Source organism: uncultured Nostoc sp., from assembly GCF_964245445.1.
Classification (GTDB): Bacteria; Cyanobacteriota; Cyanobacteriia; order Cyanobacteriales; family Nostocaceae; genus Nostoc.
Genome location: NZ_CAXTNE010000353.1, coordinates 1 through 6,758, shown reverse-complemented (window position 1 = coordinate 6,758; position 6,758 = coordinate 1). Strand labels below are relative to the sequence as shown.

Here is a 6,758-nt window from a genome sequence, read left to right as displayed (position 1 = left end):
CCTGCCCCCTGCCCCCTGCCTCTAAAACGATGGGATATTTTTTTATTTGGAAGTCTCTAAGAGGACTAATACAGCATTGATTTGCTCTGCAAGTTGCAAGGGGCGAAAAGGTTTGGCAAATACAGCCGCAACATCCAACTCGGCGAAGTTTTCTCCATCTGATTGTTGAACTTTTGCTGTTACTAAAATTACAGAAATATGTCGGGTTCCAGGACAAGCCTTGAGTTGTTGCAGTGTGGCGCGACCATCCATATCCGGCATCATCATATCTAGCAAGATGACATCAGGTTGGTTGGTTTCTGCCATTATCAAGGCTTCCTGACCGCAACTGGCGGTCAACACGTTCCAATCTGCGGTCATTTCCAAACCCATTTGAGCGATCGCTCTCACATCTTCTTCATCGTCAACAATTAATACACATTTGCTCATGATGATGCTCTATTTCTTTAATAATGGCAGCGTGATATGGAAGGTGCTACCTTCACCCAAAATGCTTTCAGCCCAAATCTTGCCTTGATGTTGCTCAACAATGTTGCGGCAAATGGCAAGTCCCAAACCTGTCCCTCCTTTTTTGCGGGAATCGGATACATCAACCTGCTGAAAACGCTCAAAGATTGTCTGTAGTTTATTTGCAGGGATTCCCCGTCCTTGGTCTTGTATTTCAATCTGCAAGTGATCTGTATGCAACCGAACACGCAGCCAAACAGTATCACCCACTTCTGAAAATTTGATGGCATTACCGATTAAGTTAGTCAAGGTTTGCAACATTCTGTCTGGATCTACAAATATTTCATGACTGGCTGGTTCGATAACTAGATTAATTTGCGCCCTTTCTGCCATCGCTTGCATCGCTTCTGCTGCTTGGACAATCAGATCGGCGACATTACAGTTCACTGGTTGCATGGCGATTTTGCCTGACTTCATCCTTTCCAAGTTGAGAATGTCATTGACTAGGCGATTCAGGCGTTCGATGTTGGTAATGGCAATATTCAGGACTTGCTGCCCTTTAACGTTCAATGTTCCTAATTGTCCTGTACCTAAAAGGTCTAGCGACCCAATTACAGAAGTTAGCGGGGTTCGTAATTCATGACTTACTAAAGAGATAAATTCGTTTTCTAGTCGCTTGCGTTCGGTGATGTCATTAACAATATTTAAGATGCATTGTGTACCATCCAAGTCAATCAGTTCGGCAGATAGCAAGACAATTCTAATTTCACCGGACTTGGTACGAAATTCCATCTCATGGTTTTGTAACGCTCCAGTTTCGAGTAGTTTTTGAACGTTACTGGCATAATCTTCCTGAGTAATCCCAAGATTGAGGTCATCAACACAGTGACCGATGATTTCCTCCAAGCTATAGCCACTCATTCTTAGAAAACTGGTGTTTATATCAATAAAGAGTCCTTCTGAAACAGTGGTAATTGAGATTGGGCTAGGGCTAGAACGAAAGGCTTTGGCAAACTTTTCTTCAGCAAGTTTGCGATCGCGGATTTCCTGTTGTAACCTGGTATTTTGCTCTTGCAGTTGTTTTTGTAAATTGCGAATTGTCAGATGATTTTCTACACGCACCAAAACTTCTTCAACTTGAAAGGGTTTTGTGATATAATCTACCCCGCCAACTGTAAAAGCTTTGACTTTATCTAGCACATCATTCATGGCGCTGATAAAAATCACCGGGATGTCACGGGTGCGATCGCTCTGTTTTAAGCATTGACAAACCTCATAACCATTCATTTCTGGCATATTGATGTCAAGCAAAATTAGGTCGGGTGGAGATGCTTGCGCTCCTCTCAAACCAGCCGCACCTTTAGTAACGCTTCTAACTTTGTAACCCTGTTGTGTCAACATGGCAGCTAAGAGATACAAGTTTTCAGGCGTATCATCAATCACTAAAATATTGGCTTTCGGCGTTTCCAATTGGCTATGCATCATCACCTCTTTGAGTCAAATCGATAATTTCATCAAAACAAAAACAATTTACTAAATCGCTAAGTCTCTCAGATAAAGCAAAATGGGTTTCAGGGATTTGTTCAATTAGCTGGAAAATGATCTCTGCATCTACTTGAATGGCTGCTTCGTATAAGCTGGTTCGCCATTCTTGAGACATAATAAATAAATCTTGCGCTTTTAGCTCCTCTAATTCAGACACAACCGATGGCGTTTGGTCAAAATTATCTTGTTCCTCTGCATAGATATAACAAACTCCCAGAAATTCAGCCATTTTGTTGAAAATTACTTCCTCACGAAAAGGCTTGCGGATCAAGTCATCACAACCCACAGCTAAAATACTTGATCGCTGTTCTTCAAAAGCGCTGGCTGTTAAGGCGATAATCACCGTCAGGTGAGAAATTTCCTCTAGTTCCCCTTCTTGAATCTCCCTTTCCATAACACGAATCTGCCGAGTTGCCTCATATCCGTCCATTAAAGGCATTCGCATATCCATCCAAATCAGGTGGGGATGCCATGCTTGCCAAGCTGCGATCGCTTCAATTCCGTTAGCGGCTGTACGGGTTTCAAAACCAATCGAGTTGAGTAACTGCGTCAATAAATCGCAATTTTCTTGGCGGTCATCTACTACCAAAATCCGATATACAGGTTGACCATTAGCCAAAGCGATCGCTTTCTTTTGAACTCTTGGTGGGGCAATTTCAAACGACTCTGCTAGTTCAATTTTGATATTAAAATCGAAAGTTGACCCGCAACCTACTTTACTATGAAGGCGAATATCACCTCCCATTAACTGCACAAATTGACGGCTGATGGTAAGTCCAAGCCCCGTACCTTCTCTAATTTGTGTACCACTTGCAGTCTGAACAAAGGGCTGAAAAAGATTGTCTAATTCTTCGGCTGCAATTCCTGCTCCTGTATCTTCGATTTCAAAATTAATGGTCATTTGTCCTTGGTCATTAGTCATTAGTCTTGGGTCATTATTTTGACCATTGAAAAATGACACTCGTAATCTGACCCTCCCGGTATTGGTAAACTTGATGGCATTTCCCAAAAGGTTGATTAGCACTTGCCGGAGTTTGCCTTCATCTGTAAGGATGTACTGGGGTAGATTGGGGGCAAGTTCAAATGAAAGTGATAGTTTTTTTGCACTTGCTCGTACCTGAAACATCTCCTGTAGACTTTGTAATACTTGATACAGGTCAAAGGATGCAGGATTTAAAATAATGCGTCCAGCTTCGATTTTGGACATTTCCAGCACATCGTTAATTAGGTTGAGCAGATGTTCTCCACTGCGGTTGATGGTTGCTAGAGAGTCTCGCTGACGTTTGGTGAGGCTGTTGTCTCGCTCCATTAACTGAGCAAAACCTAAGATAGCGTTTAGTGGTGTTCGCAATTCATGGCTCATGTTTGCCAAAAAAGCGCTTTTCGCCCGGTTGGCAGTTTCTGCGGCTTCTTTGGCAACCCGCAATGCTGCTTCTGCTTTGTGACGCGATCGCCCAATGGCAATTAGCTCACCCACTCGTTGCAGTAAGTTAATATCCTCCTGTTTCCAATTTTTAGAGAAGTTCACAACATCAGTTCCCAGAAATCCTACTACTTTGCCAACGTGGATTGTCGGTACAACAACAACTGACTGAATAGATTGGTTCTGAAATAATGCTTTTTCTGCTGCTGCTTCTAGAGATAGCTTGGCAACATCGGAGATTTGTATGGATTGGCCGGCAAGGATTTGATTGTAGAACCAGGGAAATGACTCAATAGCTGAACTCGTGGCACCACCAAATAATGGTTCGATGCCAGCAGCACGCCACTCATGGACAATATCAAACTGCCATTGTTGCTCTGAGTATTCAAAGATACAACTTCGTTCGGTTCCTAGAAATTCAGCGATCGCTTGCAGGGTAAAATTGATCGCGGTGTCTGCATCCTGGTCGATAAATTGGCGGGAAATCCTGTTAAGCAAGCTGTCTACCTGGGCACGACGCTGAAGGGTTGCTTCGGATTGTTTACGTTCAGTCAGGTCTTGAACCACCCCTTGAATTAGCTTGCGATCGCCCAACTCAAACACAGTTAAACAGACCTCGGCCGGAAAGTCTGTGTTATCTGCACGACGGTGAACCCACTCAAAACGATTTCTGCCTTGCTGGTAAACCAGAGCAACCTGTTGTTTGGCAAGGCTAGATGAAGTTTGACCATTTGGTTGCAGTGGTGGCGAAAATTCACTAGGATGCTTGCTTAAAAAATCTTGCCGAGAATAGCCAAATAGTTCTTCTGCTGCCCGATTGCAATCAAGGGGAATTCCCTCTTCCTGTAACATAACAGCAATACTAGTTGATTCGTAAAGGGCACGAAATCTGGCTTCTGATTGTCGCAAAGATTCTTCCGCAAGTTTGCGTTCGCGTAGTGCAGCTTGCTGTTCGCTAATATCGGTAATGACGGCATCTATACAACCATCCTCAGCACTCCATCTCAGCGATAGTAGTCCCCAACCAAGAGATTTATCCCGACGACATAGTTGCACTTCAAAGTTACGTACCTCGCCCTGCTGTGCCATTTCTGCCAACAGTTGTTGGCGATCATCTGGATTGGCGTAAAACTCTGTCGTGAATTGCTTGCCAATTAAATCTGTGGCGGAACTATAACCCAAAATTTCGGCTTGACGTTGGTTGGCTTCCAGAAACAGCCCATCTTCTAAGCGAATGCGAGCAATCCCCACTTGAAAGTTTTCAAAAATGTTGCGATATTTCTGTTCGCTGCGACGTAGAGCTTCTTCTGCCTGTTTGCGCTCGGTAATATCGCGGAAGTACCAAATTCTACCGTAGTAATCTTCTGTTAGCGATCGCACAGATGCAGAATAACGGTCTAGAGTCCGTCCATCTTTCAGACGAATTTCATCCTGGCTAATTTCTTCTGGATGGGCGTAGAGATACTCAACTTTTGCCAGAAACTCCTGTGGCTGTTTTAATTTGTCGAGTGCTAATTCCAGTAATTGCTGATCGTTATTAATAAATGTTTCTGGAATTTGCCATAACTGACAAAAACGTTGATTGTAAGATACTATTTGAGCATTTTCATCAACAACTAAAATTCCATCAATTGAACCTTCTTGTTGGGCTTTTAGTATAGCATTACTGCGGTGTAAATCTGCCTCTACTTGCTTGCGATCGCTAATGTCAGCAACCACCGCTTCCAGACAATTATCTTCCAAATTCAAACGTAAGGAAAACAAGCCCCAGCGATCCTTACCGTTGCATTGACGAAACTGTAGCTCAAAGTTGTTAAGTGAACCTTTTTGACGCAGTTCAGTTACTATACGCTGGCGATCGCCTGGGTTGGCATAAAAATCTGTGGTAAATTTTGTGCCACTAATTAAGTCTTCTACAGAACTGTAGCCTAATAACTCGGCAAGGCGTTGATTGGCATCTAAAATCAGCCCATCCTCAATTCGGCTACAAAGGATACCAAATTGAGAATTCTCAAACAGGTTGCGAAACTTTTGCTCACTTTTGAGCAAAGCTTTTTCTGCCTGTTTGCGCTCTGTAATCACACGCGCAACGCTGATCAGTACTAAGTTTCCATTGATATCATCGGTTGTAGCTAAATTTGTGGCTTGCCACTGCCAACTACCATCCTTAAGTCTAGCTCTATACTCAACTTCCAAGCTCTCCCCTGTTGTTACTACCCTGCTGACTGCATCTAGACAACTTGATAGATCATCAGGATGAAGAAAATCCGCAAATGGTATACCTTCTAATTCAGTAGTATCATACCCTGTAAGCTTAACTAAATTGGGAGAAATGTAGCAGATTCGTCCTTCTAAGTCAATTAGAGAAATAATATCATTAGAATTCTCCACAATCCGGCGAAACTTAACCTCACTTTCGCTCAAGGCTTTCTCTACTTGCTGGCGTGCGGTAATATCTCGAAAGCTCCAAACACGTCCAATAATTTTACCACCCTGAGATTGAGGTTGAGAATAACGCTCAAAAACACGCCCATCTTTCATCTCTACCAAATCAAAAGCTTCCTGTTCTGGGCACTCATAAAACAGTTGCTTGACTCTGGCAATAAATGCTTCAGGATCTCGCGTTTGTTCAGACATGAACTTGAATCGTTCATTGCTTTGAAAAGGTTGCAACAACGATTCTGGTATTGACCACATCTGGAGAAACTTTTGATTAAAAACTGCTACATTAAAGTTCTGATTTACAACTATAATTCCATCAGCAGTAGATTCCAGTGTCGCTTGCAAAAGAGATAAAGTTTCTGCTTGTTCCTGTTGTGCTAAGGAGCGTTCTGCTTCCCAGTGTTTTGCTTGAGTGACATCTCGAATTACTAGGATAGATGACTTGTCACCTCCTGCAATTTGGACGCAGTTGCCTGATATTTCTAAAATTAAGCAGCGATGTTTAACATCATGAAATTCATATTCTTCTGTGATTTCATATTCTCCCCCTAGAACCCTCATATTTGGATAGGACTCTGGTGAAACTGGTTCACCAGCTAGGCTCAGGAATAATAAGTCACTCAGCTTGGCATTGAGAACTAGAATATGTGGTTGGTTGACAAGTTTATCAAAAGCAGTATTGCACCATTGTATTTTGCCATCACTACCAGTCCAGACAATAGCATCAGCGATCGCCCCCAGCGCCACCTCCATCTTGCCCAAAATTGCCCGTAATTGGTTGACTAAATTAGTTAAATGTATGCTCATCGGCAAGACTCCTTTTTGAGAAAGGACAGGGGGATAAGGGACTTCCAAATAAAAATATACGATCGCTATAGAGGCAGGGGGCTCTTAGCTGGGG

At 42.9% G+C, this 6,758-nt stretch carries 3 protein-coding genes; all 3 read right to left on the bottom strand.

The genetic code is table 11. The annotated features are described in order from the left end of the window. Positions 1–42: 42 nt before the first annotated feature. Genes ACFE90_RS34415 through ACFE90_RS34405 form a run of 3 tightly spaced genes read right to left on the bottom strand, consistent with a single transcriptional unit; the run spans position 43 to position 6,664 of the window. Positions 43–429, bottom strand: a complete 387-nt coding sequence (locus tag ACFE90_RS34415; protein WP_375506766.1) for a response regulator — start codon at positions 427–429, stop codon at positions 43–45. Positions 430–438: 9 nt separating this feature from the next. Further along, positions 439–1,932, bottom strand: coding sequence for an ATP-binding protein (locus tag ACFE90_RS34410; RefSeq protein ID WP_375506765.1), 1,494 nt, complete (start codon positions 1,930–1,932; stop codon positions 439–441). Further along, on the bottom strand, positions 1,922–6,664 hold the full coding sequence (locus tag ACFE90_RS34405; RefSeq protein ID WP_375506764.1) for a PAS domain S-box protein: 4,743 nt from the start codon (positions 6,662–6,664) through the stop codon (positions 1,922–1,924). The genes ACFE90_RS34410 and ACFE90_RS34405 overlap by 11 nt, the downstream gene beginning before the upstream one ends. Positions 6,665–6,758 lie beyond the last annotated feature (94 nt).